General features: G+C 71.0%; 31 protein-coding genes. 15 read left to right on the top strand and 16 right to left on the bottom strand.

Features of this window, described 5'->3' with window-relative positions; genetic code table 11:
• Nucleotides 1–186 precede the first annotated feature (186 nt).
• Nucleotides 187–1,794: a phospholipase D-like domain-containing protein gene (locus DRB89_RS09940; protein ID WP_112448793.1), complete on the top strand. Its 1,608-nt coding sequence runs from the start codon at nucleotides 187–189 to the stop codon at nucleotides 1,792–1,794.
• A 292-nt stretch (nucleotides 1,795–2,086) separates the two neighbouring features.
• On the opposite strand, the gene DRB89_RS09935 is transcribed toward DRB89_RS09940, so the two are convergent.
• The 3 genes from DRB89_RS09935 to DRB89_RS09925 form a co-directional block, all read right to left on the bottom strand.
• Nucleotides 2,087–3,661 carry a phosphodiester glycosidase family protein gene (locus DRB89_RS09935; RefSeq protein WP_112448794.1) on the bottom strand — a complete coding sequence of 525 codons (1,575 nt, stop codon included), beginning with the start codon at nucleotides 3,659–3,661 and terminating at the stop codon, nucleotides 2,087–2,089.
• Complete coding sequence (locus DRB89_RS09930) at nucleotides 3,658–4,401, bottom strand: peptidase inhibitor family I36 protein (protein WP_112448795.1); 744 nt, start codon at nucleotides 4,399–4,401, stop codon at nucleotides 3,658–3,660. Before DRB89_RS09930 ends, DRB89_RS09935 begins: the two co-directional genes overlap by 4 nt.
• Nucleotides 4,402–4,499: 98 nt before the next feature.
• Entirely contained in the window at nucleotides 4,500–5,429 is a 930-nt protein-coding gene (locus tag DRB89_RS09925; RefSeq protein ID WP_112448796.1) for an endonuclease/exonuclease/phosphatase family protein, read from the bottom strand.
• A gap of 551 nt (nucleotides 5,430–5,980) precedes the next feature.
• On the opposite strand from DRB89_RS09925, the gene DRB89_RS42780 reads away from it, so the two are divergent.
• Entirely contained in the window at nucleotides 5,981–6,364 is a 384-nt protein-coding gene (locus DRB89_RS42780; RefSeq protein WP_162688527.1) for a VOC family protein, read from the top strand.
• A gap of 41 nt (nucleotides 6,365–6,405) precedes the next feature.
• Here DRB89_RS42780 and bla read toward each other — a convergent pair whose 3' ends face one another.
• Nucleotides 6,406–7,329, bottom strand: coding sequence for a class A beta-lactamase (bla, locus tag DRB89_RS09905; protein ID WP_204357720.1), 924 nt, complete (start codon nucleotides 7,327–7,329; stop codon nucleotides 6,406–6,408).
• Between the two features lie 131 nt (nucleotides 7,330–7,460).
• Between bla and DRB89_RS09900 the strand changes: the two genes are divergently transcribed.
• Nucleotides 7,461–8,072 carry a hypothetical protein gene (locus DRB89_RS09900; RefSeq protein ID WP_162688526.1) on the top strand — a complete coding sequence of 204 codons (612 nt, stop codon included), beginning with the start codon at nucleotides 7,461–7,463 and terminating at the stop codon, nucleotides 8,070–8,072.
• A 126-nt stretch (nucleotides 8,073–8,198) separates the two neighbouring features.
• Here DRB89_RS09900 and DRB89_RS09895 read toward each other — a convergent pair whose 3' ends face one another.
• The gene (locus tag DRB89_RS09895; RefSeq protein WP_112448800.1) at nucleotides 8,199–8,594 is read right to left on the bottom strand and encodes a RidA family protein; all 396 of its coding nucleotides are present in this window, start codon (nucleotides 8,592–8,594) and stop codon (nucleotides 8,199–8,201) included.
• A gap of 143 nt (nucleotides 8,595–8,737) precedes the next feature.
• On the opposite strand from DRB89_RS09895, the gene DRB89_RS09890 reads away from it, so the two are divergent.
• Together DRB89_RS09890 and DRB89_RS09885 are read left to right on the top strand one after the other, a co-directional pair.
• Nucleotides 8,738–9,712 carry a WYL domain-containing protein gene (locus DRB89_RS09890; RefSeq protein ID WP_112448801.1) on the top strand — a complete coding sequence of 325 codons (975 nt, stop codon included), beginning with the start codon at nucleotides 8,738–8,740 and terminating at the stop codon, nucleotides 9,710–9,712.
• Nucleotides 9,713–9,854: 142 nt separating this feature from the next.
• Nucleotides 9,855–10,391 carry a hypothetical protein gene (locus tag DRB89_RS09885; RefSeq protein WP_112448802.1) on the top strand — a complete coding sequence of 179 codons (537 nt, stop codon included), beginning with the start codon at nucleotides 9,855–9,857 and terminating at the stop codon, nucleotides 10,389–10,391.
• A gap of 65 nt (nucleotides 10,392–10,456) precedes the next feature.
• Here the strand turns inward: DRB89_RS09885 and DRB89_RS09880 are convergent, their stop codons facing one another.
• Entirely contained in the window at nucleotides 10,457–11,134 is a 678-nt protein-coding gene (locus DRB89_RS09880) for a class I SAM-dependent methyltransferase (RefSeq protein ID WP_112448803.1), read from the bottom strand.
• A 97-nt stretch (nucleotides 11,135–11,231) separates the two neighbouring features.
• On the opposite strand from DRB89_RS09880, the gene DRB89_RS09875 reads away from it, so the two are divergent.
• The 3 genes from DRB89_RS09875 (at nucleotide 11,232) to DRB89_RS09865 (ending at nucleotide 13,396) form a co-directional block, all read left to right on the top strand.
• Nucleotides 11,232–12,041, top strand: a complete 810-nt coding sequence (locus tag DRB89_RS09875; RefSeq protein ID WP_112448804.1) for a sulfite exporter TauE/SafE family protein — start codon at nucleotides 11,232–11,234, stop codon at nucleotides 12,039–12,041.
• Between the two features lie 168 nt (nucleotides 12,042–12,209).
• Nucleotides 12,210–12,656, top strand: coding sequence for a hypothetical protein (locus DRB89_RS09870; RefSeq protein WP_112448805.1), 447 nt, complete (start codon nucleotides 12,210–12,212; stop codon nucleotides 12,654–12,656).
• A 278-nt stretch (nucleotides 12,657–12,934) separates the two neighbouring features.
• Nucleotides 12,935–13,396: a hypothetical protein gene (locus DRB89_RS09865; RefSeq protein WP_112463253.1), complete on the top strand. Its 462-nt coding sequence runs from the start codon at nucleotides 12,935–12,937 to the stop codon at nucleotides 13,394–13,396.
• Between the two features lie 45 nt (nucleotides 13,397–13,441).
• Here the strand turns inward: DRB89_RS09865 and DRB89_RS42775 are convergent, their stop codons facing one another.
• From DRB89_RS42775 to DRB89_RS09855, 3 genes are all read right to left on the bottom strand, one after another.
• Nucleotides 13,442–13,606 (bottom strand): hypothetical protein, encoded by a 165-nt coding sequence (locus tag DRB89_RS42775; RefSeq protein WP_162688525.1) that lies wholly within the window; start codon nucleotides 13,604–13,606, stop codon nucleotides 13,442–13,444.
• A 13-nt stretch (nucleotides 13,607–13,619) separates the two neighbouring features.
• Nucleotides 13,620–13,925 (bottom strand): hypothetical protein, encoded by a 306-nt coding sequence (locus DRB89_RS09860; protein ID WP_162688524.1) that lies wholly within the window; start codon nucleotides 13,923–13,925, stop codon nucleotides 13,620–13,622.
• 106 nt (nucleotides 13,926–14,031) lie between these two features.
• Nucleotides 14,032–14,724 (bottom strand): DUF6585 family protein, encoded by a 693-nt coding sequence (locus DRB89_RS09855; protein ID WP_112448808.1) that lies wholly within the window; start codon nucleotides 14,722–14,724, stop codon nucleotides 14,032–14,034.
• 87 nt (nucleotides 14,725–14,811) lie between these two features.
• On the opposite strand from DRB89_RS09855, the gene DRB89_RS09850 reads away from it, so the two are divergent.
• The 3 genes from DRB89_RS09850 (at nucleotide 14,812) to DRB89_RS09840 (ending at nucleotide 17,329) form a co-directional block, all read left to right on the top strand.
• Nucleotides 14,812–15,192 carry a PPOX class F420-dependent oxidoreductase gene (locus tag DRB89_RS09850; protein ID WP_239516070.1) on the top strand — a complete coding sequence of 127 codons (381 nt, stop codon included), beginning with the start codon at nucleotides 14,812–14,814 and terminating at the stop codon, nucleotides 15,190–15,192.
• Between the two features lie 700 nt (nucleotides 15,193–15,892).
• Entirely contained in the window at nucleotides 15,893–16,150 is a 258-nt protein-coding gene (locus DRB89_RS44390; RefSeq protein WP_239516069.1) for a hypothetical protein, read from the top strand.
• Nucleotides 16,151–16,231: 81 nt separating this feature from the next.
• Nucleotides 16,232–17,329 (top strand): hypothetical protein, encoded by a 1,098-nt coding sequence (locus DRB89_RS09840; RefSeq protein WP_162688396.1) that lies wholly within the window; start codon nucleotides 16,232–16,234, stop codon nucleotides 17,327–17,329.
• Nucleotides 17,330–17,399: 70 nt separating this feature from the next.
• Here the strand turns inward: DRB89_RS09840 and DRB89_RS09835 are convergent, their stop codons facing one another.
• From DRB89_RS09835 to DRB89_RS45925, 4 genes are all read right to left on the bottom strand, one after another.
• Complete coding sequence (locus DRB89_RS09835; RefSeq protein WP_112448812.1) at nucleotides 17,400–18,683, bottom strand: lipase family protein; 1,284 nt, start codon at nucleotides 18,681–18,683, stop codon at nucleotides 17,400–17,402.
• 161 nt (nucleotides 18,684–18,844) lie between these two features.
• Nucleotides 18,845–19,228: a hypothetical protein gene (locus DRB89_RS09830; RefSeq protein WP_112448813.1), complete on the bottom strand. Its 384-nt coding sequence runs from the start codon at nucleotides 19,226–19,228 to the stop codon at nucleotides 18,845–18,847.
• 219 nt (nucleotides 19,229–19,447) lie between these two features.
• Complete coding sequence (locus DRB89_RS09825; protein ID WP_112448814.1) at nucleotides 19,448–20,227, bottom strand: alpha/beta hydrolase; 780 nt, start codon at nucleotides 20,225–20,227, stop codon at nucleotides 19,448–19,450.
• A 54-nt stretch (nucleotides 20,228–20,281) separates the two neighbouring features.
• On the bottom strand, nucleotides 20,282–20,416 hold the full coding sequence (locus DRB89_RS45925) for a hypothetical protein (protein ID WP_275431893.1): 135 nt from the start codon (nucleotides 20,414–20,416) through the stop codon (nucleotides 20,282–20,284).
• A 309-nt stretch (nucleotides 20,417–20,725) separates the two neighbouring features.
• On the opposite strand from DRB89_RS45925, the gene DRB89_RS09820 reads away from it, so the two are divergent.
• The 3 genes from DRB89_RS09820 (at nucleotide 20,726) to DRB89_RS09810 (ending at nucleotide 22,957) form a co-directional block, all read left to right on the top strand.
• Complete coding sequence (locus DRB89_RS09820) at nucleotides 20,726–21,046, top strand: matrixin family metalloprotease (protein ID WP_112448815.1); 321 nt, start codon at nucleotides 20,726–20,728, stop codon at nucleotides 21,044–21,046.
• 2 nt (nucleotides 21,047–21,048) lie between these two features.
• A complete protein-coding gene (locus tag DRB89_RS09815) occupies nucleotides 21,049–21,630 on the top strand; it encodes a hypothetical protein (protein ID WP_162688522.1) in 582 nt (193 codons plus the stop codon).
• Between the two features lie 151 nt (nucleotides 21,631–21,781).
• Entirely contained in the window at nucleotides 21,782–22,957 is a 1,176-nt protein-coding gene (locus tag DRB89_RS09810) for a HEAT repeat domain-containing protein (protein ID WP_162688521.1), read from the top strand.
• 6 nt (nucleotides 22,958–22,963) lie between these two features.
• Here the strand turns inward: DRB89_RS09810 and DRB89_RS09805 are convergent, their stop codons facing one another.
• Both DRB89_RS09805 and DRB89_RS09800 read right to left on the bottom strand, forming a co-directional pair.
• Nucleotides 22,964–23,296: a hypothetical protein gene (locus DRB89_RS09805; protein ID WP_112453413.1), complete on the bottom strand. Its 333-nt coding sequence runs from the start codon at nucleotides 23,294–23,296 to the stop codon at nucleotides 22,964–22,966.
• A 49-nt stretch (nucleotides 23,297–23,345) separates the two neighbouring features.
• Nucleotides 23,346–23,939, bottom strand: a complete 594-nt coding sequence (locus DRB89_RS09800; RefSeq protein WP_112453414.1) for a TetR/AcrR family transcriptional regulator — start codon at nucleotides 23,937–23,939, stop codon at nucleotides 23,346–23,348.
• A gap of 182 nt (nucleotides 23,940–24,121) precedes the next feature.
• Between DRB89_RS09800 and DRB89_RS09795 the strand changes: the two genes are divergently transcribed.
• The gene (locus DRB89_RS09795; RefSeq protein ID WP_112448818.1) at nucleotides 24,122–25,087 is read left to right on the top strand and encodes a chlorophyllase; all 966 of its coding nucleotides are present in this window, start codon (nucleotides 24,122–24,124) and stop codon (nucleotides 25,085–25,087) included.
• 175 nt (nucleotides 25,088–25,262) lie between these two features.
• Here the strand turns inward: DRB89_RS09795 and DRB89_RS09790 are convergent, their stop codons facing one another.
• Nucleotides 25,263–26,159 (bottom strand): GNAT family N-acetyltransferase, encoded by an 897-nt coding sequence (locus tag DRB89_RS09790; RefSeq protein ID WP_112448819.1) that lies wholly within the window; start codon nucleotides 26,157–26,159, stop codon nucleotides 25,263–25,265.
• Nucleotides 26,160–26,360: the final 201 nt, after the last annotated feature.

The raw sequence follows: 26,360 nt of genomic DNA, 5'->3' as shown, positions 1-26,360 counted from the left end.
TGGCCACGTACACGTAGCCGTGCGGGCCCCGGAACCCGTCGGGGGAGACCCGGCTCCGTGTGGCCTGATCTCGACTGCGGTGAGTGAACGGGCGGCTACTTCTTGGTAACTTGCGTGAGTTGATCAAGGTCGGTGCCATGGCCGACCGTGCTTGCGGCCAGAGCCGCCCTCAGTCAAGGAACCACATTGGCCCGCACCTCCCGTACGAAGGCCGTCGTCCGCGCATCGGCCCTCGCGCTCGGCTTCTCCCTCCTCGGAGCCACCACCACCGCGTTCGCTGCGGACGCACCCACACCGCACCTGGACTCGATCGAGCAGACCCTGCGCCAGGTCTCGCCGGGCCTGGAGGGCTCGGTCTGGGAGCGCACCTCCGGCAACCGGCTCGGCTCGTCCGTGCCCGGTGGCGCCGACTGGCTGCTCCAGACACCCGGTTGCTGGGGCGACGCGGCGTGCGCCGACCGGCCCGGATCGCGCCGCCTCCTGGAGAAGATGCGCCAGGACATCGCGGGCGCCCGGCAGACGGTGGACATATCCACGCTGGCGCCCTTCCCCAACGGCGGCTACCAGGAGGCGATCGTCGCGGGCCTCAGGGAGTCCGCCCAGAAGGGCAACCGGCTGAAGGTGCGCATCTTGGTGGGCGCCGCACCCCTCTACCACTCCACGGTGATCCCGTCGTCCTACCGGGACGAGCTGATCGCGAAGCTGGGCCCGGCCGCCGCGGGCAACATCACCCTCAACGTGGCTTCGATGACCACCTCGAAGACCGCCTTCTCCTGGAACCACTCCAAGCTGGTCGTGGTGGACGGCGGTTCGGTGATCACCGGCGGCATCAACAGCTGGAAGGACGACTACCTGGAGACCTCCCACCCGGTGAGCGACGTCGATCTCGCGCTGTCCGGACCCGCGGCGGGCTCCGCGGGCCGCTACCTTGACTCCCTGTGGGACTGGACCTGCCGCAACAAGAGCAGCTGGAGCTCGGTCTGGTTCGCCGCCTCGCCCGGCGCGGACTGCATGCCCTCCCTGCCCCGGCCCGCCTCCCCGGAAGGCGGGGGGAACATCCCCGCGCTCGCCGTCGGCGGCCTCGGCGTGGGCATCCGGCAGAACGACCCCGCCTCGGCCTTCCGCCCGGTCCTGCCCACGGCCGGCGACACCAAGTGCGGGATCGGGATACACGACAACACCAACGCCGACCGGGACTACGACACCGTCAACCCGGAGGAGAGCGCCCTGCGCGCCCTGGTCTCCAGCGCGAACTCGCACATCGAGATCTCCCAGCAGGACGTGCACGCCACCTGCCCGCCGCTGCCCCGCTACGACGTGCGCCTCTACGACGCCCTGGCCGCGAAGCTCGTCTCGGGTGTGAAGGTCCGCATCGTCGTGAGCGACCCGGCGAACCGCGGCACGATCGGCAGCGGAGGCTACTCGCAGATCAAGTCGCTGTCCGAGGTGAGCGACGCCCTGCGCGGCCGGGTGACGGCCCTGACCGGCGACGGCGGCCGGGCGCGGACGGCCCTGTGCGAGAACCTCCAACTGGCCACGTTCCGCGCCTCCGACCAGCCGACCTGGGCGGACGGCAAGCCGTACGCCCAGCACCACAAGCTGGTCTCGGTCGACGGATCGGCCTTCTACATCGGCTCCAAGAACCTGTACCCGTCCTGGCTGCAGGACTTCGGGTACGTCGTCGAGAGCCCGGCCGCGGCCGCACAGCTGAAGAGCGACCTGCTGGACCCGCAGTGGCGGTACTCCCAGGCCACCGCGACGTACGACTACGCCCGCGGCCTCTGCCGGGGCTGACGATCGACGCCTGCTGACGCCGCGCCCTCCGGCGAGCGGCGGTCCGGCTCCCGCCCGCATGCGGCGGGAGCCGGACGCACGTCCCTGCCCGCGCGCGGCGGTGGGTGATCAAATTTCATGCCACCGTCATACCCGTCCCTTGTCACCGTCCGGTCCGCTCGCCGATGATCTGCGCCATGCCGGCAGATCCCCGTGCCGACCGTGCACCGAGCGGCTCCTCACGGAGTTCGTGGGGTCGGTGTTCCGCGTCTGATCTCCGCCGGCCGAGCGCCGCCGGCCGGCGGAGGTGCCCCTACGGGAGCGGGGTGCCGCCCCTGCCCACGTAGACGGAGTCGCCGAGGGTGCGCTCGGCCCACTGGAGCACTCCGTCCTGAAGGACGGTGTCCGTGCGGCCGGTCTGGCGGACGCCGTGGGTCACCATGGTGGTGGAGCCGCCGCCGTCGAGGTTCATGGCGTCGACGGCGCCCCAGTGCGCGAGGATGTCGCGCACCTCCCACATGAAGGCGCCGTCCGCGGTCTTGTCCGCGGCCGCTTCAGTGGCGGGGGGAGCCGCGTCGCGCGGTCCGGTGATCGTGATGAGCAGGGTGCGTCCCTGCTCGTCGACGCCGATGGACGTACGCGAGTCCCGGCAGAAGTCGGTGTCGAGGCGGGGCCGGTTCGCCACCTTGCCCACGGAGTTGTTGTCCTTGTCGTACAGCCGCTTGCAGGTCTTGAGGTCTTCGTTGGTCCTGGGCACCCCGTCGCTGATGAGCCCGTGGGTGCTGCTGACGATGTCGGTGGACTCGTCCATGGCGATGGGCCGTGGTGCTTCCACGGTCGGTGATTGCGTCGACTTGAGCGGCGGAGCCCCGACGTCGATGACCTTCTGGACCACCCGCAGGTAGCGTCCCGCCGTGGCGTTCGCCTTGAGCCAGGTCTCCGAGCCCGTGCCGATGGCCTGCAGCGCGTAGCCGCCGGCCGCCACGTTCTCTCCGCCCCGGGCAGCCTTGGGGGCTGCGATCCGGCCCGTCTGGTCGATGACGATCTCGGTTCCCTCGGCGTCGTCCCCGGTCACGGCGGGGTCCGTGTCGAGGTTCTTCGGCGGCGTGGCCACGCCGTAGTTCCCGTTGAACACGATGAGCTCGTCAGGGTCCTGGAAGACGGTCGTCGCCGTCGTGGTCCCGAGGTACGTGACGGCCTTCTGGTGGTTGACGTCGTCCAGGTCCCGGGCGCAGCCCATGGCGCGTCCGGGCGTCCGGTTCACGTCGTCGAGGACGTGTGTCGCCAGCACCGGCCCGTTCGCCTCGGCCATGACCTCGACGGTCAGCTCGGATTTCAGGCGGGAGATGTAGGGGAATCCGTACTGGAGGACGGTCGCCTGCATCCCTTCCGTGACACTGCCGTACTTCCCGTTCGCGTCCACGGGGCCGAAGGCGCTGACACAGCTGGACCCGTTGATGACGCCGTCACGGGCGGAGAGCCCGTTGAACATCATCGACGCCACACCGTCGCCGCGCCTGTCGTAGGACGCGAAGCTGGCGTTGGTGCCGGCCAGCGGCGGGGTGGCCGTGGCCAGCTGGTCCCGGACGGTTTCGGCGACCCCGGCCTTCTTGCCGAAGGAGGTCTCCAGGCGCACCGCACCCGCGACGGGGTCCATTCGTACGATGTTCAGCTCGCGCGGGGCCGTCCGGCCGGCCAGCAGTGCCGGATCCTCGGTGTACCTGAAGTGGTTGGCCCCCGGGGCGAGCCTGGAGCTGTCCTCGTGGTAGATCCACCGGGTCATCGGGTTCGGGGCCGGTTCGGCGCCGAAGGCCTGGGGAGAGGTGAGCAGGAGCATGGCGCCGACGCTAGCGGCCGTCGCGATCAGCTTGCGCGGGGTGTGGTTCACGGCTTGCAGTCCTCGTTCGAGTCGCTGTTCGCGTCGAGCTTGTGGGAGCTGATGGAGTCGGCGAACGGAGCTGTCAGGTTGGTGGTGTCACCGCGGAGCACGGTGTACGCCGTGTACGTGGCGTTGGGCGCGGTGGTCGTCCACTGGCCGCTCTGCGCGGCGTCGGGGTAGAAGCACGCGATCGACTGGGTGCGGTTGCGGACGGACTCGACCTGGTTGTCCCAGGCGGCCGAGTAGGCGTTGTCGTCGCGCTTCAGCGCGGTCATCTCGCCGCGGCCGTTCTTCTCCTTGAACAGGCACAGGGAGTCTTCCGGGCAGCGCTCGTGGCCGGTGGAGCACAGGGCCATGCTCGGGGCGAACTTGTGCGAGCTGACGCCGGCGCCCTGCGCCTTCAGCTCGGCGCTGAGGGTGGGAACCTTGGCCCCCGGTGCCACGGCCTGCACGCTGCCGCCCCACTTGGTCTCCGTGTAGAGGCAGGCCCAGTACCCGGTCTTGTTCCACGCCGACTTCGTCTCGTTGTCGAATTCGGAGTAGGTCTGGGGGGTGATGTGGCTCTCGTAGTTGCGGGGCTTGCGGGTGTCGCCCGCGGCGGTCGTTCCGCCTTCGGCGGTATAGAGGCAGAGCCGGTTGTCGAGGCAGTCGTCGAAGGCCGCGGCGCTGGCCGGGAGGGCGAAGAGCACTGAGCCGAACAGCGCCAGCACCCCGGCGAGCAGGGAGCCGCGCAAGATGTTGATCTTCATAGAGGTGAACCTGAATCCGTCCAAGTGAAAGCGAGTGGGTGTCCCCACGGCACGTCTGGGGCGCGCGTGGGCAACGGCGGCGTCGGCCGCGGTCCGTCTCAGGTGGTGACGGTGACGGTGCCGGTGAGGATGCGGTGGTCGGAGCAGGCGCTGACGCCCGTGCACTCGGTGGAGATGGCGAGGGAGTCGGCGCTGTAGGGGCCGGCCAGGTCGCTCTCGCGGACGAAGATCAGATCGATCTTCGCTTCGGTGCCGCACGGGGGCGGGGTGGTGGCGGACGTCTCCGTGGTCCGCTCGCCGTAGCCGGCGCAGTGCGCGGCGTCGTTGTCGTCGAGTTCACGGAACGCGCCGGTGTTGTTCGGGTTGTTGACGGTGTTCGCGCTGGGTGCGTAGAAGGAGTTCAGGCGCCCGTAGTTGGGCTGCGCGTTGAAGTCTCCGGCGATCAGGACGGTGTCACCGGCCGTGTGGTAGCCGTCCAGCTTGCCGCGCACGTAGTCCAGCTGGCTCGCGGAGAAGTCGGTCTTCGTGGTGATGTGGGTGGTGCAGAACCGGGTCCGGGAGCCATCGGTGAGCGGGGCGCAGAGCAGGTTGCGGTCTTCCGTGGTTCCGTCGGAAGGCAGCGTCAGCCGGTCGGCGGAGCCGAGGGGCTTCTTGCTGAAGACGGCGTTCCCGAAGGCGTTGCCCTGGCAGACGGCGGGGTTTCCGGCGGCGCGGCTGGGGGCGAAGCGCGCGAAGTTCTGCGGGTCCTCGGGCCACCCGTCGGCGCGCAGCTGCTTGACGATCTCGTCGTACTGGTTCTGGCAGAGCTCGTTGAAGCCCGCGAAGTCGGCCTTGCGGTACTCGATGGACGCGGTGGCCTCGGTGACGAGCTTGTCGGTGGTCGACCCGTCGTGAATGCTGTCGCCCGCGACGTTCCACTGCCACACGTTGTAGGTCTTCGCGCTCGGCGTGTCGGCATGGGCCGCGGCGGCCGGCAGGAGGGCCGAGCAGAGCGCTCCGGTCAGGGCGAGTGTCGTGCGCAGACGCATGGTGATGGTTCCTCAGATCCGGGTGGCTGGCGGGCACTCGGAAGTCTGCCCCCGTGACCTGCGCGCCCGGATGCTCCGAAGGCAGGTGTAGGGGTGGCTGCGGCTCCCTTCAGGGGGGAGGCCCGTCCCACTACGGGTCACCAGGCCGAGCGCATCGCTCATGCCCCGGGAGGAAGCCGGTGGAGGGCGGCCGCCGCCAAGGACGGCCGGCCCCCGCGGTCGGTCAGGCACGTCCGTCACCTCGAGCTGCGTGCCCGGTGTGAGGATGTACTCCTCCTCCCTGGTGAAGGCGGAGAAGTTGCTGATCCCGACGGCCCGGGCGGGCGTCACCTCGAAGAGGGTCCGCTTGACGCGGCTGCCCAGGAAGGACCGGGCCACCTTCGGCTCGGAGGCCTGCGCGACACCCCGAACGTAACCGCCGCCACTGACAACGGCGCCCCCGTGAAACGCTGATGACCAGCGGTCATACCGGTGCCCGGGGTGCGTGGCGTGGGCGCGAACTGGAGTGGATCTCAGTGGCGCCCGGAGGGGAAGTCGGGAAAGCTGGGCACATGGTTTCAGTAGTGCAGAACGTGGCGATCGACTGTGCGGATGCCTACGGGCTGGCCCGGTTCTGGAGCGGTGTGACGGGCCGTCCGATGGATCCGGATGCCAGACCGGGGGACCGGGAGACCCAGGTGCTGCTGGCGGAGGGGCCGGCGCTCTACTTCAACGAGGTGCCCGAGACCAAGACGGTCAAGAACCGGATCCATCTGTGTCTGCGCCCCGAGACCTCGCGCGATCAGGAGGTGGACCGGCTGCTGGGACTCGGTGCCGCATTCGTCGGTGATCACAGGAATCCCGACGGTTCAGGCTGGGCGGTCCTGGCCGATCCCGAGGGCAACGAGTTCTGCGTTCTGCGCAGTGGGTCCGACCGGGCCGCCACGAACTCCTGACGGTGGCGGTGGTGGTGACGCTGACGGTACGGCCGGTGCGATCACCTTCCGGCCAGGGCCGCTGACACGACTTCGGCGGTTCGGGCGATCAGGAGGTTGTCGGCCGGGGCGTCGCGGTGGGACCTGGTCGTCAGGACGGCGATGACGAGCGGCGGGCGGCCGGGGGGCCACGCGACGGCCACGTCGTTGTTGGTGCCGTACGCACCTCCCCCGGTCTTGTCGGCGACCGCCCAGGCCGGCGGCAGACCGGCCCGCAGCCGCTCGCCGCCCGTGGTGTTGCCCAGCAGCCAGTCGGTGAGCCGCCGTCGGTCCGCCGGCGCGAGCGTGGTGCCGAGGGTGAGGCGCTCGTAGGTCCGCCCGATGGCGTGCGGGGTGGTGGTGTCGGTGATCCGCCAGGGTTCGGCGGTGTTCAGCTCCGGCTCCCACCGGTCCAGACGCGTCGTGGCGTCCCCGATCGACCGGGCGAAGCGGGTGACGGCGGTCGGGCCGCCCAGCTCGCGCAGGAGGAGGTTGGCGGCGGCGTTGTCGCTGAAGCGGATCGCGGCGTCGCTCAGCTCCCCGACCGTCATGCCGTCGGCGAGGTTCTCCGGCTTGCCGGTGATCGGGGTGTGGCCGGCGCCGGTGACCTCCTGCCCGGTGTAGCGGATGCGCTTGGCCAGGAACTCCCCGTCCCGGTCGAGGTCGCGCAGTACGGCGGCCACGGCCAGGGTCTTGAAGACCGAGCAGAGGGGGAACCGCTCCCGGGCCCGGTACCCCACGGTGCGGCCGGTGGCGGTGTCATGGGCGTGGACGCCCAGCCGGGCGGAGTGCGCCCGTTCCAGTTCCGCCAGCCGCTGCGCGACGGCGGTCGAGGTCGCGGCGGAGGCGGAGGCGCTCCCGCCCGCCGACAGGGAGGCTGTCAGTGCCGCTCCGGCCCCCCACGCGAGCAGGGTGCGTCGGGACGGGGTCTGTCCTGTGGTGTCCACGGTCGTCCTCTTCCCCTCCGTACCAAGATCTCAACCGTTCCACGCCCGCCCCGCCCCGCCCCGCCTTGCCGGGACCTAGGCCAAGGCGAAACAAGATGGCCGACGGTTCGGGCCCGTGGCAGAGTCGTCCCATGTCAAACGGCACTTCGTATCCTGTTCTCCGCACCCCTGACCTCGCGGCAGCTTTGAAAGCCGCCCGCCAGGCGGTCGCCATCGGCGTCTCCGCGCAGTCGAAGGTCACGGTGGAAGCCTGCGTGCCCAGCCTGGCAGAGGTCTTGCGCCTGCGCGACGCGCTGCCGGAGTCCGTGTTCATGTGCTGGAACATCGACGCGCCCGGTGAGCCGTTGCCCGGCGTGCCGGATCTGACGTACCCGGTCGGAGCCCGTGACCTGCCCGACGGCCTGGCGGGAGCGGAAGCGTACTTGCCGCTCACGGTCTCGATGGAGGACCGACCGCTGGGAACCGTCGAGGACGGCTTCTCCGAAGTGATCGGCCCGCACCCGGCGGAGATCTCCTGGCGGCACCTCGAGTGGCCGGAGGCGCCGGGTCGGGACGTGTACTGGGAGGGCACGCACGCCGCGGTGGCGCTCGTGCTCAACTGCGACTCCCGCGACCTGGAGGTGGCGGCCGGTACCCATACCGTCTTCGTCGTCGTCCGCCGCAACGACCACGGGGAGCGCCAAGCGCGTTGGATCGCCGAGCAGATCGGGCAGCAGGTCATCGGCCCTCGCGATGACGGCTGACCCCGTACGAGGCGTTCGACGCCCCCGGTGTCCGCCGGCCCGCCGGTCCGCCCGTCCGCCGGACCCCGTCCTCCTGCTCCTCGTACCGGTGAGACCGGCGCGAGGTGCAGGAGCGGGGAGGTCGCACTACGCGACGGCGGTTCCCTCGAGCTCGACCAGCTGGCCGGGGATCGCCAGGCGCGTCACTCCGAGCATCGTCGAGGCCGGCGCCACCCCGGCGGCCCCCAGCCGCGCCGCCAGCACGCCGTAGTGCCGGAACAGCAGGTCGACGTCCGTCGTGTAGACGTTGAGCCGGACGAGGTCCGCCAGGGACATGCCGGCCTCGCCGAGCACGGCTTCCAGGTTGTCGATGCTCAGCGCCAACTGCGCCGCCATGTCACCGTCGTGCTGGGGCTTTCCGTCGCCGCTCATCGCGGTCTGCCCCGAGATGTACAGGGTCCGGGTGTGCCCGGAGACGACCTCGCCCTGGTTGAACCCCAGGTCCTGCGACCACGTCACCGGGTTGATCGCCGTTCGTTCCACTGCCACTTCAGCTCCATTCGATTCGCGGGAAGTACCTGCCGCGCCCGCCCGCCGGCTCGGTAGCCGTCGGCTTCGACGTCGTGTCACCGAGCCTCGCAACAAATCACGACATCCTTCGTCATGTATTTCGATAGAGTTCTCATATGCGCGCCGACCGGTTGGTCTCACTGGTCCTCCTGCTGCGCCGGCGCGGCCGGATGACAGCGGACACGCTGGCCCGGGAGCTGGAGGTGTCCACCCGCACCGTGCTGCGCGACATCGAGGCGCTGTCCGCGGCCGGCGTCCCGGTCTACGCCGAGCGCGGCAGGCACGGCGGTTTCGCACTGCTTCCCGGCTTCCAGACCGAGCTCACCGGGCTGAACCACGACGAGGCCCTCGCCCTGCTGACCGCCGGCTCGGGGCGCGGAGAGCTGGTGTTCGGCCTCAGCTCGGCGCTCGCTTCGGCCATGCGCAAGGTGGTCGACGCCCTGCCCGAAAGCCACCGGGCCACCGCGAACGACGGGGCCCAGCGGCTCCTCGTCGACCCGGAGACCGACCTGCTCTCGCGCCGGCTGGTCATGGAGCGGGTACCCGACACCACGATGATCGAGGTCAGGCGCGCGGTGCTCGCCGGACACAAGCTGCGCATCCACTACGCGGCCACGGGCCAGGAGCCGCAGTGGCGCACGGTGGACCCGATCGGCCTGGTCACCGTACGCGAGCGGGGCTACCTGCTGGCTTCGAGAGCCGGCGCGGACCGCACGTACCGGCTGTCACGGATGTTGGCCGCCGAGGAACTCCCCGAACCGGCACAGCGGCCGAACCAGGTCGATCTGGACCGGATCTGGCGGGAGCGCTCCGCACGGTTCCTCTCCGACGGCGACCACCTCACCGTGCGGCTGCGGGTGAACCCGGCGCGGCGGGAGGAACTGCTGGACACCGCGCTGGCCGTCCGGGCGGAAGAACCAGACGCGGACGGCTGGTTGCGGCTGGAGGTGACCCTCCAGGATTCCCGGCACGCCGTATGGGCGCTGTGGCAGCTCGGCACGGACGCGGAAGCCCTGGCCCCGGAGTCGTTGCGCGCCTCCCTGCGCGAGCGGGCCGCCGCGATGGCCGCCCGCTACGGCGAACCGTCCTGAAAGAGCCGGGGCTTGGCGGTCGGGGGTGCCGGCGGCGGAGCCGTGCCGGCGTCGGATGATCCAGGATTCGCCGTACCCCCGCCCGCCGGGCGGCCTACCGTACGGAGAGCGAGGTATGCCGCCGACACCGAGGAGGACTCCCATGCCATCGTCCTGCGATCCGCAGTACGCTCCGGCCGGCGATGTGGGCGCGGCGCTCATGGTGATCGACTCCCGCCTCAAAGCGATCTACGACGAGAAGGCCGAGACCAGCTCCGAACAGCGCCTGCTCACCGACCGGTTCATCGCATCGTTGGGACCCGACGAAGCCCATGACCTGCTCGACGGTGCGTGCACGCTCATCTACATGTTCATGACGTGGCTGCGCAAAGCGTACGAGGAACACGACAAGGACGTCATCGAGTACGTGGTCCCCAACCTGGTGGCCACCATGCGCACGATGACCCGGAGCGTGCGCCCCGAGGCCATCCCCACCATGGCCGGCATGGTCATCGCGGCAGGCACCGGCCTGAGCCCCAGCCTCTGGCGCAAGCAGTACGGGGACTGGACCGAGGAGGAGATGAACCCCCTGGAAGCCACCGCGCTCCTCCTCGCGGAGCACATCAACCGGCTCACGGACGACCGAGACCACGCCACACGCCTGATCGTCAACGCCCTTGGCAGTGCGGACGGGGACTGACCGTCGACCGGCTGCACGAGGAAGGACGCCGTCAGGCCGCCCCGAACGACCAGAAGACGCCCACCTCAGGCGGGGCGCGCGGGGCGCTGGGCCATGATGACCAGACCCGGCCCGGTGTGCTCGTCCGCGGGGAGCCGGAGTTCGGCGACCGGGCGCAGGCCGGCCTGCTCGATCAGGTCCACGAGCTGTTCCGGCCGCCACTTGTGTGTCGTCCAACGGACGGGCACGCCTCCGTATGCCTCGGTGCGCTTCGCGTCCTCGTCGCCGACGTGCGTTGCGGTGATGAAGTGCCCGCCCGGTTTCAGGGCGCGCGCGAACAGGGCGAGAACCTGGGGGAGGACGTCCCGGGGGAGGTTGAACAGCGACCACCACCCGAGCACACCGCCGAGGGAGGCCTCACCCAGGTCGAGGTCGGTGGCGGAAGCGACGCTGAAGCGGCATTGCGGATGGAGCCGGCGCGCGTTCTCGATCATGCGGGGAGAGAGGTCGACGCCGGACACGTCGAGTCCGCGTTCAGCGAGGTAGGCGGTCACCGTGCCGGGTCCGCAGCCGACGTCGAGGACGGGCCCGAGCCCGCCCACGGTGTCGGCGAAGACATCGATCGACGCCTTGAGCCACGGATGGGTACGGATGTCGCCGATTCCCGTCGTCACCACCATGTGGGCGTAGTTGTCGGCCACCCGGTCATAGGATTCGCGGACCACGTCGAGGTCGGCCGGGCGGTCGATACGGTGTCGGGGCATCGGCCAACCATACGGCGAACGGATCTCACGGCGTCGGCGCGGGGGTTGGGAACGCATGACCCCGAGGGTTCACCGGGGCGGGAGCGGAAGGCTGCGGGTGGACTGGTCGACAGGGCTGCTCGGGTTCGCGGCGGGGCTGCTGATCGCGGTGGTGACGGCGCCGGTCGGCGTGTCGGGAGCGGTGTTCCTGCTGCCGATCCAGCTCAGCGTCCTGGCCGTGCCGAATCCGGCCGTGACCCCGACGAACCTCCTCTACAACGTGGTCGCCGGTCCCGGCGCCCTGCTCCGCTACCACCGCGACGGCCGCTTGCGCGGCCGGCTGACCCGGCTCCTGCTCGCCGGGACGCTCCCCGGGGTCGTCCTCGGCGCGGTCATCCGCGTCTTCGCAGTGCCGGGCCCCACCGTCTTCCGGGCCTTGGTCGCGATCCTGCTGTTGCCGCTGGGCCTGTGGCTCATCGCCCGCACGCTCCGGGCGACCGCCGACACCGCTCACACCGCCGGATCCGGCGGCACCGGCGGGCAGGGCCTGCGGCCCCGGTCGACCGTCGTCCTGTCGGTGGCGGTCGGCACGGTCGGCGGGATCTACGGCATCGGCGGCGGCTCGATCCTCGGCCCGGTCCTCGTCGGCCGCGGGATGCCCGTGGCGCAGGTCGCACCGGCCGCGCTCGCCTCCACCTTCTGCACCTCCCTGGCCGGCGCCGCCACTTACGGCCTGCTGTCGTTGACCGCCACCGGCTCCATCGCCCCCGACTGGCCCCTCGGTCTCGCCTGCGGCCTCGGCGGGCTGATCGGCGGCTACCTCGGCGCCCGCCTGCAGCCCCGGCTGCCCGAGCGCTTCCTGCGCTTCCTCCTCGGCGCCTTGGCGGCCGGCGTCGGCACCTTCTACGCCGTCGACATCCTGGCCTGACCAGGCAGGACAAGCCCCCCGGCGAGCCGTCAGCCCGTCGGGGTCGGCTCCGCCCCTCCGCCTGCGCCCATTCGGGCGAAAACTCGCCGAGAAGCTGCTCCGCGTACCCGTGGGCGCGCGATGGTCTCTCCGACAGGACGGGCTCAAAGAAGGAACGGAACATTGCACTTGAGGCGTACCGGAACGATCCTGGGCGCAGTCGCGCTGACCATGCTGACACTTCCGGCCGACGCGCACGCCGCGGCCATCGCCTGCGGAGGGGGTACGTCGACCGGCCGTGTGGCCGTCAACGGCTGCATCAGTGCCCAGAGGGGATCCGCCGGCAGGTTCCCGACACGGGAGATCACGGCGTACATCAAGGCGCGCAACACGGGGACGAGGGGACTGAACGTCTCGTACGAGGCGTTCTTCCGCGTCGTCGACGGCGGGCACTGGGAGAAGGTGGGCAGCGGTCGCACCTACGTCCCGGCCGGCGCGGCCCTCGACCCCCTCGCCGTGGGAAGCACGACCAGGGTGTGCGGCCCCGTGAAGGTCGAGATCCGGGTCCACGCCAAGGCCGACGGCGCCGCGTGGAGCGGGTGGTCTCCAGCGGTCACGAAGCAGTGCCAGACCTGACCTTGGCCTGACCTTGGCCATGACCACGACCTGACCATGACCATGACCATGACCATGACCATGACCATGACCTGATCTCCTGAACGTTCTGAGCGGCGGGCCGGGGCAAGCCGATGGGCGCCCCGGCCCGACGGTCTGGAGCGAGAGTGCCTTGATGCGGCCAGGGGGAGTTCAGCTTTCGCACACCTTCCGTTCTGATGCCATGTGAAATATCACATGGCATCAGCACGGACCAAGAACCCTTGGACGGCGCTCCATTACACGGAGGACGAACCCCGATGAACCGCTTAGCTCTGCTCGCGGCCGGTGCCGCAGGTCTGGCCCTCTTCTCGATCACCCCCGCGAACGCCGCCCCCGTCCTGCCGGCCGACACGGGCGGGACCGTCACCACCTCCTGCGGAAGCTCGGGCCTCCAGGCGGGCCTGGCCACGCGGGTGTGCGCCGAGGTCACAGGCGCCACCGTCGAGTTCTACGGGACGGTCGGGCTGGCCGGCCCGCCCTCCCCGGGCAGCCCGGCGCCCGCCGCGAAGGAACTGCTCACCACCTTGTCCACGGAGGTCGTCGGGTCCGCTCCGCCCCAAACACAGGTCAAGCGGATCATCTTCACCTCCGCGAACCTTCAGGTGCGCGGTCCGGTCACCACCGTCCCGTGCGGCTCGACCGTCCGCGGCACCTTCGGCGTGACCTCGTTCCCCCGTCCGGCCCAGCCGGTGGTCCACGAGGTCACCATCACCTGCTGAGCCCCCCGCGTGCGCAGGCCGATCCTGATCCGGTGCGGCGCCTGACTACCGCTGTCGGGCCATGAACAGCGCGAGCACCCCGCAGAGCATGATCAGGATCGGCAGCACCCAGGCGGTGGTCAGCACGAACGCCGCCACCCCGAGCGCGAGAGTGAGTACGGCCAGCACCATGCTCTGCACGTCGATGCCCGTGGTCGTCCCGTCGGTCATGTCGTACTCTCCCTCAGCCGCTGGTGGGTTCGGCGCCGCAGAGCGCGCGGATCGAGCCGGTGGCGCGATCAATATCGGCCCGGTCGAGCCACTTCAGGCCCGAGCCGTCCAGGAGGTCGTCGCCGATCCGGTCGGCGTCGGCCCGGACCGCGTCCTGATCCGTGCCGCGGTAGTCCTCGGCGGCGTCCTTCAGATCGCCGATCTCGTCCTCGATCGAACCGCTCGCCGACCGCAACGCGCCGAGCTTGCCGCACACTTCGGCCTTGTCCGTCGGCCAGTCCACGAAGGCGGCGATGACGAAGAACACCACCGCGAGCACGAAGAGGAACCGGACGGTGGTCCGGTCCTCCCGGAGGGCCTCCCGGGGATCTCCCCAAGGCCGGGGCGACGAAGAGTCCTGTGGGTCCGTCACGGAACGCCTCCCCTCAGCCCTGGGCCTTGAAGCGCTGGCATACGCTGAGGAACAGGTTCGCGTTGGCGATGTTCTGCAGCGGCACGCTGTCCACGGTCATCTTGCGGAGCTTCTTGTTGAACATCAGGGTGCCGTCGTACGCGGAGATGTCGACGATCTCCGACCAGGCGGCCGCGTGCTTCCGGCCCGCCACCCCCCGCCGGTCGACCTTGTACGGCCCGAAGTCCACCGTCTCACCACGCTCGATCCGCCCGAGCACGCCGGGCAGTTGCACCCGCACCACACACTCCTCGATGTACTCCCCCCACGACCTCGGCCAGACGAACATCGTGCCCTCGACCACCGAGGTGATCCCGAGAGCCTGCTTGTCCTCCTTGAGGAAGACCCGGGTCCCGGGGCCGATGTTCAGCGCGACGCCGCCCGTGTCGAGCAGGGTGTACCGGGCGTCCCCCCGGGTGCTGAAGTACCGCAGGACCCGCAGCGTCCCCCAGTCGTACGCGGCCTCGAAGAGGTCGTCCCCCCGGGATATCCGCGCGGTCCGCACGACCACCCCGCCGTCGTACAGATAGAGCCGCGACTCGTTGTGCTTCTTGGCCACCCAGCTCGGCTTGCGCCGAAACGTCCGGCGCCACTCCCCGAGCCCGCGCTGGGCGGCGAGCGCCGCGGCTTCCGGCGTGGGGTGCTCGTACGTGTCCTTCTCTTCCATGTGGACCTCTGCTCAGGTGAGTTGACAAGGAATCAAGTTAGCCATGTTGCCATGGCGGCGGGGCGGCGACATCGTCGGGCACGCACTGTGTTCCTGGGGGGCGGGCCCTTCGACCGGAGGAACTTCGCCACCGTCGCGACGCTGAACCGCGACGGCGGGCCGCAGACATCGGTGGTCTGGATCGCCAGGGAGGGGGACACGGTGCTGTTCTCCACGACGGCCGGGCGCCAGAAGGCGCGGAATCTCGCACGGGATCCACGGGTCAGCCTCACGGTCTTCGACACCGCGAACCCGTACCGGTCCGTCGACATCCGCGGCACGGTCGAGCTGCTCGACGACCCTGAGAGGTCGCTGCCGCGCACGCTCTCGCAGAAGTACCTGGGCGAGGACCCGCCGGCCGAGCCGGAGGAGGTGCTCCGGCTGATCGTCCGGGTGACCCCGCGGAAGGTCACGGGCTTCTCCGTCTGAGCATCGCGGACGCCCGGGTGTCCGCCGCACCGAGCGCGGCGGACACCCGGGCGCAACCGGGCGCACCCGGGACGGGTTCGGCACGGCGACTGATCGCTCCAACTGGAGCGCCGGGCCTACCGCCGTCGGCCTGTCGTGGGCCCGGCCAGTCGGCGATCGTCCGCTCGCCGGGGCCCGCCCATGTGCCGCCGAGCGAGGTGCGAGCAGTGATCGGGCCGCTGGGCCTGGACCGCCCAGGCCAGGGCCGATCCGGTCCCCAGCACAGTGACCTCACGGACCCGGGCGACGGGCAGCCCGCGCACCGTGATCTGCTCGTAGGGGCGCATGGTGAGGTGCAGGTGAGGCGGCTGCCGCCGTCCGGCAGCCGTCGCACGGTCGAGGGACCGTGGAACTGCCACAGCTTCAGCCCGGCCCGCGTCCCGTGGACGCTCTCGCCGTGCCGCTCCATCCAGCTCGCCAGCGCGTCGAGCCGCTCCACCGCCTGCGGCGGGAACTCGCCCTCGCCCGTCGGCCCCACGTTGAGCAGCAGGTTGCCGCCCATCGAAGCCGCCTCGACCAGGGTGTGCAGGATGGCCCGGGGGGACTTCCAGGTGTCGTCCGACGGAACGTGTCCCCAGGTCTGGTTCATGGTCATGCAGGATTCCCACAGGCCGGCGGGCGCGACGACCGGCAGCTGCTGCTCGGGGGTGGTGAAGTCACCGTGCCCCTTGCACCGGTCGTTGACCAGGGCGTGCGGCTGCCGCTCGCGGATCAGCTCGCGCAGTTCCCCGTAGCGCCACTCGTCCTCGGTGTGCTCGAACTCCCCGTCCAGCCAGACGATGTCGAGATCGCCGTACGAGGTGAGCAGCTCGTCGAGCTGTCCCTGTCGGAGTGGGACCAGGTCATCGCCGACTTCAAAGCCAAGGGCGGAGCCAAGGCGGCCGAATCGCTCGCCAAGGAATACGAGGCCGCCCGGTAGCCCTCCACGGAAGCCCGCCGGGCCCGGTGTACGTAGCCTTCGGGGTGGCGGGAGTGGTCGGGGCGGCGGAGGGAACGGGTCGTGGCTGAGGGGCAGGGCTGGGAGCGGCGCAACGAGGCGGCGTACGGGATGGCCGCGTGGCGGCGTGCCGTGATGACCTGCGGTGCGCTGGTGGTGTGGCACACCGGCTACGACAACCGGTCCGTGCCCGGCCCGTCGGGACCGCGGCCGGGCCGCCCGGACGCGCCCGACGGCGCGCAGTTCACGTCGCGGTGGATGCCCGTCGTCGCGTTGCTGGCGCTCGCGGTGTGCCGTGCCGCCCGCGAGGCGGACGTCCTGGTGGACGACGTCGAGCTGCCCGAGCTGTTCGGCTGGGTCGACGGCGTCCACACCGGCCGGCTCCACCAAGGAGCCCTGGACACCGGCGAGGCGCGGGCGCGGACCGAGGAGGGCTGGCTCCGGCTGGTCGGGGATGCGAAGCGTCAGCGCCGGGCCCGCCAGGTCCTCGAGGATCACGTCGTGGCGCACGGCGAGAACGACCGGGACCGGGACCTGGACCTGGACCTGGAGGGGACCGGGGGTGCGAGCCCGCCGCCCCCGCTGCTGCTGCTCGGTGACCGTGCGCGCGCGGTGAGGGCGGCCGGGATCCCGGACCTGGAGCCGGAATGGAAGGGCGGTGTGGATCACGCCCGTGCGCAGATCGGCAGGCTCGAGCTCGCCCTGGAAGGAGGGGCCTGGACGCCTGCGCGCGAGCACCGCCGGTACGCGGAGCTCGTGCACCGCACGCTGGTCGCCGCCCCGGACTTCCCGAGGCTGCCCCGGGGGGTGCCGGGTCCGGCCTGGGTGCAGCGGGTGCTGCGGATGCCCCACATCACCTCCACCGTCCTCACCCTCGGAGAGGTCCCCGAGTTCGCGCCGTTCGGCCCGCGGGGATCGGCCGGTGACCCGCTGGGCGGCGCCGTCGGCTCCGTCGCGCACGACGCGGCGGGATCACTGGCCCATGCGGCAGCCGACCTCGAACGACTGTGGGCGGCCCGCCCCGCGGACCAGCCGATGGCCCTGTGGGAGCGGGCGCACCTGCCCGAACCGGTCCGCACCCAGGTCCTGGAAGTCGAGAGGGTGACCGACGAGCTGGCCGTGGTCCTCTTCGGCATCGCCCACCCCGGCGCCGGGCGGTGACAGCGGCCGGCGCCGGACACGCGCGCTCACGCTCCACCGCCGGGCGGCCACGCTCGCTCGTCGGCGCCTTTCAGAACACGCAGCTCTCGGAGACCGGCGTACCGGCGCGCCGCGCGTCCATCCAGGCGACCGCATCGTCCAGCGGGCCGTCGCTGAGGGTGTGCCCCTGGTCGGGGTAGTGCTTGAAGTCCAGGTTCACGCCCTTGTCGCACAGCTGCCGGGCGAGCCCCTGGTTGAGACTGCTCAGTACGTCGTTGCCCCCCTGCGGGAGCAGCACCGGGACCTTGGTGGTGACTTCGCCGGCGGCGCTGGCCTTGAGGGCGGCGTTGAGCGGTCCCAGATCGGCGCCGGGCCGCAGGATGTTCTCGGCGGGCGGGATCACGGTGTCCCCGGAGATGCAGGTTTCCGTCCACATGTGGTCCGCGGCGGCCAGCGCGTCGGGGGTGAGGAGTTCGGCGGGCTTGACCGCAGGGTCGGCCGCCGAGGCCCCGTTGACGAGCAGCAGCAGCATCCCGGCGTAGGGAGTGGCGATCGAACTCTGCTGGGCGAACAGGTCGGGCATCCACTCGAACCCGACCGCCGGCGCGTTGGCGACCACGCCCTTGAGGTCGACGTCGGGAGCGTACTCGGCGGCGTGGTGCGCGCTCCACAGCGCCGCGTGCCCGCCCTGCGATCCGCCGTAGACGAGGCTCGTCGCGCCCGTACCCGGGTCGATCCCGCGAGCGGCGCGAAGGATGTCGAGAGTGGCGTACGCGGCGGACTTGCCGTTGAGGTACGGGTGCCTGACCCCGGTCACCCCCACTCCGATGTAGTCGGGCTGCGCGACGACGAATCCGCGCGCGAGGAGTTTCGCGACCGGGCTGGAGTCCTCCAGCCCGGCGAAGGCGGGCATGCGGGACGGGCCGCACAGCGAGCCGATGCCCATCGTGCCGTGGTCCACCGCGGCGACAGGCCGTCCCCCGGCGGGCGCGGGGCCGTCCGGTACGGTCACCAGCCCGCTCGCGGCCACCGGCTTGCCGTTGGTCCCGGTGCTCAGGTACATGACCAGAAAGGTGTGCGACGCCAGCGTCAGCGTCGACTCCGGTGGAGCGAAGGGGCGTTGGCGGATCACCGTGCCGGGCTTGCCCGGGGGCAGCGGATTCGGAGGGTCGTAGAACGCGTCGCCCTCGGGTACGGGCGTGGTCGCGGCCGGCCCGTCGGGGATCCGGTCGTCGCCGGCCCGGGTGCAGCCTGACAGGGCCAGCGCGGCGACGGTCGCACAGGCGAGGGCCCAGCGCGAAGCCCGGACCCACGCCGCCGGCTTCCTGCCGCGTCCGCTCCGGGGGTCCGGCCGTGTGCTCTGTCCGTGCGTCAAGGACGATCTCCTTCGCTTGCGCGGCTGCCGTTCGGCGCCGCGAGAGGGAGGCCCCGACCGGGCGGGCGCCCCGCGGAGGGTGCGAGGGCCGACGAAGAGCAGCCGCGCCACGGCTTCTTCGGCGACCCCCCGCACCCCGGTCGGTGTTCCGTCGGCGTGGATCAGTAGGCGACGGATCCCGTGGAGTGGCGGTCGAAGGCCAGGTAGAACTTGGTTCCGTCCTTCACGTCGGTCGCGGCAAGCCCCCAGGACCCGCCGTTGATCCAGCGCCAGCCGTTGCAGTACCAGCCGCCGCTGGAGGGGACGAAGCAGGTGCGCACGTAAGTACCCGAGCCGGGTTTGACGTTGATGTCGCTGCAGTTCGACGTCGAGACCGCGAGGGCGTCTCCGTGCGGCCAGTAATTGCCCTCGTCGCTCGCGTAGCTCCGGCCGGAGCCGTAACAGGACTGGGCGGCCGCCTGGGCCGTGCCGGCGGATCCGACGAACAGGCTGGCCAAGGTGAGGATCAGGGTTCCCAGGGCGGCGGCGGTCTTGTGTCTGCGCATCGTCTTCTCCATCGGTCAGCGAGTGGATGGGGGTGTCTGGCGTGTGCACGTCATGCTTGCGGTCCCGGGGTTGACCGGCAAGACGTCGATGCGACCGACTGGCCACGGCGCCGCGGAGGTCCCCGCATCCTCTGTGCGCCGTAGAGGAGTTCGTCGTGAAGGACCTCTGGACGGCCAGACGACCAGACGACCAGACGAGCAGGCGGCGTCAGCGGCAGGTCAGCTCGAGCGTTCGACGCGCGTGAGCCACTCGAGGAGGAGGGCGCGCAGGAGTTCCGGTCGCTCGTGGGGAAGCGCGTGTCCCGTGTCGTCGACCACGGCGAGCGAGGCGTGTGGGTAGTGGTCGACGAGGTCGGCGGCGGCGGCGTACCCGACCGTCGAATCCAGCCGGCCCGCCACGATCACGGTCGGACCCGCGTACGCCGCCGCGTGAACGGGGGCGAGCGTCCACCGTTCGCCGATCCGCTCAAGCGCCGCCTGGTCGACGAGCGCCGCGGCCGGGGCGACGTAACGCTCGTACCGGTCGAGCATCTCCGGGGTCTGGATCACGAAGTAGCTCCGGAAGACGTCGTCGCCGATCTCACCCGATCCGGCGACCGCGCGGTGCTCCGGTACGTCGCGCAGTCCGGGCAGCAGCGGACAGACGAGCGCGAGACCGGCGACCTCCGCCGGGCGCCTCGCGGCCATCGCCTGCGCGAAGTACGCGCCCGCCGAGTGCCCGATGAGGAGGTACGGGGCGCCGTCCGCGGCCTCGTCCGCGAAGGCGAGCAGCGTGTCGAGGACGTCGTCGGCGCTGCGCAGCGTTTCGGGAGCGACGGTCTGGCCCATTCCGGGGAGGTCGGGATAGATCCGCCGCAGACCCGCGACGCCGTCGAGAACCACTTCGAAGCAGGCTTCGGTCTCGCGGTGGTCGACTCCGGCGCCGTGGAGCACCAGCACGGGTCGCCCGGTCCCGTGCTCCACGTAGTGGAGCGCCACCTGGCCCACATGGATCTCCATGCCCGCATGCTAAGCGCGCGGGCGCTGGGACGGCGCGAAACCCACCGGCGGGCGTCAGGCCTCGTCCGCCACTCCGTCGTTGTCGTCGGGGCCCCGCGGCTCGCCCCAGCCCCGGATGACCTCGGCCAGTACCCAGTAGAGGAAGACCGCGAGAGGGCTCCACGCCAGGACGGTGATGATGATGCTCATGGGTGGGGAGTTCCCGGTCGGGTGCCCCGGAACACTCTGCTCCGGGGTTGGCCGGCGTCGCCCTGGCGGGCCGCCCGGGGGAACAGCTCGAAGTCGCCGGAGGCGGGGTCTGGGTCTGGGCAGTACTGCAGTACAACCGTGCGAAGGGTGGAAGGCGAACTGCCTTGCCGCGGGGGGTGAGGAAACGATCGGCCCCGCCGGGCGGAGCCCTACCGTGGGCGGGATGAAGCGCATGTCCGCGGCCTTGTCGGCGGCCGCCGCCCTGCTCCTGCTCGCCCCGCCCCCGGCGGCAGCCGTCGCCGCCGCGCCGTGCGTCAAGGGCGAGTCAACGACCTGGAGTTCGTGGACTACGACGACCCGAAGGACATCGCCGCCGCCAAGTGGAACCACCGGGGAGGTCCCGGCCAGACCGATTACATCCGGTTCAACACGGCGGCGATGAAGAACGCCGGCCGGACCAAGCGCCGGCAGATCGCGGCGCACGAGCTGGGCCACGCCCTGGGGCTGTGCCACAAGTCCGACGCGGGCGGGCCGGGCTATGTGCGGTCCCTGATGTGGCCCGCCGCCCACGAATACTTCGACCTCCCCCAGGACGTCGACAAGGCCAACTACTCGAAGCTGTGGGGCTGATCATGAGCGTGAAGACGTGGGCGATTGCCGGGACGGCGGCCACCGTGCTCCTCGGGGGCGGCGGTTGGTACGCCTGGGAGAGCGCCGGGGATGCGCGTACCGAGAGCAGCGAGAGCAGCGAGAGCACCGAGAGCCTGTGCGGGACGCCGTCCGGCGGCACGGACACCGAGGTGGCGACCGGTGCGCAGGGCATCGCCGTGGTGGAGGCCACCGGCGAGGCCGTGCACGACCCCGAGGCCGTCGGCGCCGAGAATCCTCAGCTCGTCACGACGCCGGTACGGGTCGTGGAGGTGATGAAGGGGAAGTTCGCCCCGGTCATCGGGGTGTCGCAGCGGGTGGAGCCGGGCGGGGCGCCCGGCTCGTTCACGGTGGACACCTCGAACCGCGAGGTGGTGATGGAGCCGGGGCAGCGGTACGTGGTCGCGATCGGCCCCGGCGACCTGGAAGCGCGGCCGGGGACGACGGCGTTCTCCACCTTGATCCAGCCCGCACGCCGGGGCGCGGCCCAGGAGGCCGACTACTGGCGGGGCGTGATCGCGAAGGCGCCGCCGAAGCCGGTGTGCGAGGACATCGTCACCCAGTAGGCCCCGTTGTTCGCTCCCCCTACACTTCACGAGCTGCGAAAACGCGACAGGGGGAGCAGAGACATGGGTGGACATGGATAGCGGTGCGAGGAGTGCGGCGGACAGCGGTCCTCCCCTCATCTCCGCGGTGCGGGCCGGAGACACCGCCCTGGTGAAGAGCCTGCTTCGGCGGTACGTCGACCCCGACATGCTGGACGCGGCGTTCTGCCTGGCCGTCCGAACGCACTCGGGAGCCATCGCCCAACGGCTGCTCGACCACGGCGCCGACCCCGGGCAGTGCGGACCGGACGAGCTGCCACCACTGCGCGAAGCGGTGGATTCGGGCTCGCCCGCGCTCGTCGAGGTGCTCCTGGACGAGCGGGTGCGGGGCAGGTACGGCGAGTCCGAGCTGCTGGAGATGCGGGATCTCGCGCGCCGCCGGCACGAGACGGGGGTCGAAGCCGAACTGCGGCGCCTCACGGGCTCCCGGGACGCCCTTGTCCGTACCCGGGTTCAGGACGACGACTACCACAGCGTCGACGCGTACTCCCTCGGGGGAATGACCGTTCGCGACGGGCACGCGGCGATCCTCACGCGCCTGGAGGAACTGCTCGGCATCCGCACTTCCTTCGAGGAGCTGATGGCACGCGCGTTGGGCCACGCCCAGGACCACTCAGATTGGGGCGATGTCACCATCCTGCTGGCCAACCGTCGCGACCAGGAGACCTGGACGGCTGCCGCGGCGCTGCGCACCCATCCGGAGCCGTCCCACCGGTTGTTCGGCGCCGAGGTGCTTCGGCTGACCCACCTCTTCGACAACAGCGACGAGGACGCGTTCGCCGGTCCCGCCCTGGACTTCTTCACCGACTGGTCGACCGGGGAAGAGGACCTCGCCGTGCTCATCGAGGTGCTGGTCGCGCTCGGCGAGCTCACCGATCCGCGCGCTCTTGCGGCCCTCGTGCCCTACGCCGGCCACCGCGACCCCGGGGTACGGTGCGCGGTGGCGCGCAGGGTCGGCACATGGCCCGAGGCGCCGGCCTTCCCCGATGATGTCCGTGAGGCACTGCTGGTGCTGATGACGGACGTGGACACGGTCGTACGCCGGGCCGCCTGTCTCACGGTTGCCGAGGGAGGGGACCGCGGTCCCGTCTTCACCGATGCCATGGCCGCCCTGCTGGACGACGCGGACCGCCGAGTCCAGGTCACCGCCGTGTACGGGCTCGCGCTGCACCACGACGAGCGCTGCGTGGAAGCGGCGCGCCGCCTTCCCCCGGCGCCGCCCGGCACCCCGCACGAGGACGAACTCGATGCGGTGTGGCGCTACGAGTGGCGCCGCGACGGCCGCTGACGGGGCTCATTGCCGTGGACCGGGTACCTCGGCCGCGCCGCCGGCCCGGACGGCGTCGACGACGCGTTCGTGGAAGGCGGCAAGGGTTTCCGGCGGGAGCGGGGCCGGGCTGCCCGTGAGGGTGTACCACTCGTCCGCGCCCGTGTACTGGATGCGGACCCGGGCGGTGCCGTCCGGGCCGGCCTCGCTCGTCAGGGTGACGTCGCCGGTGATGACGCCGACCTCGTCGGTCATGGCCCCGCCGGGCCCCGCCTTCACGTGGGAGGTCAGCGGAACCGATCCGCCCGGAACGGCGCCGTGTTCGGGAACCGGGATGTCGTCCTGCTGGGGGCTGGTCATGAGGGTCACGTCTCCAGCTTCTCGGTGAGTTCGGTCTTCTCCGCCTGGGTCAGGGCCGGGGTGCCTGCAGGCCCTGGAAGAGCAGGTCGATCAGTCGGCGGGGGTCGTAGCGCGGGTCGCTGTCGCGCCCGACGCAGAGATTGCCGATGCCGCGCATCAGCTCGTAGGCCTGCACGCCGGGCCTGATCTCGCCGGAGCCGGTCGCGGCGTCGAGCAGTTGGGTGCCGACGGGCAGCAGGCGGTCGAGGAAGTACGTGTGCAGGGTGGCGAAGCGGTCGCTGTCGGACTGCAGGGCGTCGGCGAGCCCGTGTTTGGTGACCAGGAAGTCGACGAAGAGGTCGATCCACTGGCGCAGCGCGGCGAGCGGGGTCCCGGCAGTGGCCAGCAGGTGGGGGCCGGCCTCGGCGCACGCCTCGATCTGGTGCCGGTACACGGCGGTGACGAGGTCCGCCCGCGTGGGGAAGTGGCGGTAGATCGTGGCCATCCCGACGCCCGCGCGGGCCGAGATCTGGCGGATCGGCGCGTCGACGCCGGAACCGAGGAACACCTCGGCGGCCGCGGTGAGGATGACCTGCTGGTTGCGCTGTGCGTCGGTCCGCTTGCTCCGGGCCGACACCTGCCCGGTGGGGCTCTCGGTGGGCATCTCGGGCATCTCGCGTTCCTTCCGACACCGTTGACAAAGCGGAGCAGCGCTCCACATAGTAAATGGAGCGACGCTCCGTTTCAGGCTACCCGAATGGGGCACTCCTGGCCTGCCTGCCTGCCTGCCTGCCTGCTGCCCGGCGCCCGTCGCGCGCCGCGGGGCACAGAAAGGAACCACCCCTCATGAACACACCCACCGAGACCACCCTTGCCGACACGTTCGGCCCGCCCGTCCCGGTCGTGTCCTACGGCCCGCTGGTGCTGTCCGTACCCGGCCGTCCCGCGGACCTCCAGGTGCGGGTCTCCGCACCCGCCACCGGAACCGGCCTTCCCGTCATCCTCCTCTCCCACGGCCACGGCGGCTCGAACCACCTCTCCTCGCTGAACGGCTACGCGCCGATCGCCGGCTTGTGGGCGGGGGCCGGGTTCGTCGTCATCCAGCCGACCCACCTCAGCTCCCGGACCCTGGCCGGCCGCCTTGCCGATGCCCCTGGAGCCCCCTTCTTCTGGCGCTCGCGCGGCGAGGACATGACGCACATCCTCGACCGGCTGGACGTGATCGAGAACGCGGTGCCGCAGCTCGCGGGGCGCGTCGACCGCAGCAAGGTCGGCGTCGCCGGACACTCCTTCGGAGGTTTCACCGCGAGCCTCCTGCTGGGCGCCCAGGTCACCGAACCGGACAGCGGGGAGGTCGTGAGCCTTCTGGAACCGCGGATCAAGGCCGGTGTCGTGCTCGCCGCACCGGGCCGGGGCGAAGTCATCCACGCGTCCATGGGCGAGCGGCTGCCCTTCTTCCGGACCCTCGACTTCTCCACGATGGCCACACCCGCGCTGGTCGTCACCGGCGACAAGGACGACTCCCGGCACTTCACGGACATGGGGCCGGACTGGCACGCCGACCCCTATGCCCTCGCCCCCGGCCCCAAGACCCTGCTCACCCTGTTCGACGCGGAGCACGGACTCGGCGGCATCGCCGGATACGACGCCGCCGAGACCACGGACGAGAACCCCGGGCGGGTCTCCGCCCTCGCGCGTCTCACCTCGGCCTACCTCCGCACCGAGCTCGGCCTCGACGCCAACGCCTGGCGAACGGCCTGTGACGCGCTGACCGCCGACCCCGACCCGGTCGGACGGATCGAATCCAAGTAGCCGGGCGCGTCCCCGTACGACCGACCCGGTCAAGGCGGTCATGCCTAGTACTCCAGCTGTAGATCGTGATCTTGCTGGTGGGGCCTGCAAGGGAACGGGCGCGGCCGCCGTTGATCATCGTCGGTGTGGACTGACGACGAGACGGTGGCCACTCCACAGCGTAGATCCTGCACGTTCACTGTCGGCCGGCATGCCGGAAGTTGATGCGTTCACGGATGACGGGGAAGCCAGCCTTGGCGAAGTTCGCGGCCATGGGGAAGTTGGCCTGGTCCGTCGCTCCGCTGACGAACTCCGCGCCTTGCTCGACGAGGAGGTGGGTGCACTCCGCGAGGAGGTCGTAGGCGTAGCCGCGACCGCGCTGTTCCGGGACGACTCCGATGAAGCCGATCGTCGGGCCGGAGGGGTTGTGGGCCGGGATGTGGATGCCGGCCAGGTCGCCCTCCGGCGTGTGTGCGATCTGCCACCATTCCCGTGGGGAGGGGCACCAGTGGAAGAAGTCGAGTTCCTCCTGGGCGGCCTGGTCGAGGCCGCCCTCCTCGATGGCCCTGAGCGCGTGGGCGTCCAGGGTGGCGGAGTGGATGCGGCGCAACGCGTCGAAGAACACGGTGTCGTCGGGTTCGGCGCTGAAGCGCAGGCGTCCGGGCCGCTCGGGCAGACCTCGCTCGGGGGTCCAGCGGTACAGGAAGCGTTCCACCAGGAGTTCGTACCCTGCGGCTCGTGCGGCGGCGAAGCGCGCCTCGGCTCCGGCGCGCAGGTAGGTCTTTTCCCGCCAGCCGCCGGGCAGGTTGATCTCGAGTTCGACCTGCCAGGGAGCGGAGCGCAGGAGTTCGGCCCCGGCCTCCTCCTCGCCCTCGGCCACGTCGAACCAGTTGATGTTGACGGGCTCCGAGTCGTCGGGGCCGCCCCACCACGCACCGCGTGCGACGACCTCGCCGTCGCGCAGGGCGACGCGCTTCCAGTCGGGGCGGAACCGGGTACGCCGGTGGCCTTCACCGGCGCCGAGCGGGTCGGGGTGTGCGTCGAAAAGATGTGCGTCGCTCGCGGAGAGCGCGCGGATGACCGTATCGGTCATGGATTCCTCCGGGATACAGGCTGCTTGGAGCGCTCCCGGTCAGAACTGACGAACTACGCCGGGATAGCGGAAGAGGGAGCGCTGGAAAGGTGTGAACTGCACGGCACTCGCCTCCTTCCATCCATCTCAGGGCGTGAAGCCACACGGTACGTGATCTTCCGCGGGTCCGTCCACGGATTTCCGCGCCCCTTGAAGGAGGGG

Origin of the sequence: Streptomyces sp. ICC4 (assembly GCF_003287915.1) — a bacterium.
In the GTDB taxonomy this organism is placed as follows: domain Bacteria; phylum Actinomycetota; class Actinomycetes; order Streptomycetales; family Streptomycetaceae; genus Streptomyces; species Streptomyces tritrimontium.
This window is presented reverse-complemented; position numbering and strand designations above follow the sequence as displayed.